The following is an 848-nucleotide window of genomic DNA, read 5'->3' on the forward strand; positions in this document are numbered from 1 at the left end:
GAGCCGAAGAGCTCCTTTTTTATTGTCTACAGTTTTTGTGCGAGGAACTTTGCAGTCATAATTTGTCTATAGTGTCCTCTAAACAATTGTAGGGTATGAAAATGCGTGGAGTAAAAGCAGCTCGTTTAGTCATGAGCTTTTTATTAGCGGTATTGCTTGGTGCAAGTAAGGCGGTTTATGCAGAGACCTTATCAGTTTTGTCTCCCTCAGAAGACGACCTAAAACAATGGGAGTCAAAGTCATTTGAGGGAGAGACGCAGTATATGCTCGAGCGTGATAGTGACGGAGCGTCATTCTTGAGGGCAATCAGCAATGCAAGTGCGTCAGGCCTGTTTTTGAAACAAGATATCGATATTAACGAATTTCCTTACTTGAATTGGGAGTGGAGGTCCGATAAGAGCTTAGCTGCATTAGATGAGCAAAGTAAGTCAGGTGATGATTATGTTGCACGAATGTATGTTGTTGTTGATGGTGGTTTGTTTTTCTGGAATACGATCGCACTAAACTATGTTTGGTCTTCTAGCGCTACGAGCAAAGATGCTTGGCCAAATGCCTTTGCCGGCGACAACGCCCAAATGGTTCCCGTAAAAAATGCAAGTTCGGCGTCAGGGACTTGGTATACCGAGAAACGCAATTTGAAAGAAGACTTTAAGGCGTTTTTCGGTAAGGGCATATCCCGTATTGATGCAATTGCGATCATGACTGACACAGACAATTCAAAACAAGATGCCCAAGCGAGTTATCGCAATATCTACTTCTCTAAGAATTAGTTAGCTTTGCTGAATCATTATTATGAGATCCTCATTAATCAACTAGAGGGTATTTTCGAATAAAAATCCATATATAGT

Annotated in this window: 1 protein-coding gene; it reads left to right on the plus strand. The window is 41.4% G+C overall.

Going from position 1 to position 848, the window contains the following annotated elements; genetic code table 11:
- Positions 1–101 precede the first annotated feature (101 nt).
- Positions 102–770, plus strand: a complete 669-nt coding sequence (locus tag A3739_RS10205; protein WP_231876549.1) for a DUF3047 domain-containing protein — start codon at positions 102–104, stop codon at positions 768–770.
- Positions 771–848 lie beyond the last annotated feature (78 nt).

The organism is Oleiphilus sp. HI0067, from assembly GCF_001635735.1.

Excerpts from the sequence above, each read along its gene's own strand:
- A3739_RS10205 (WP_231876549.1), top strand. The coding sequence starts at position 102 with ATGCGTGGAGTAAAAGCAGCTCGTTTAGTCATGAGCTTTTTATTAGCG.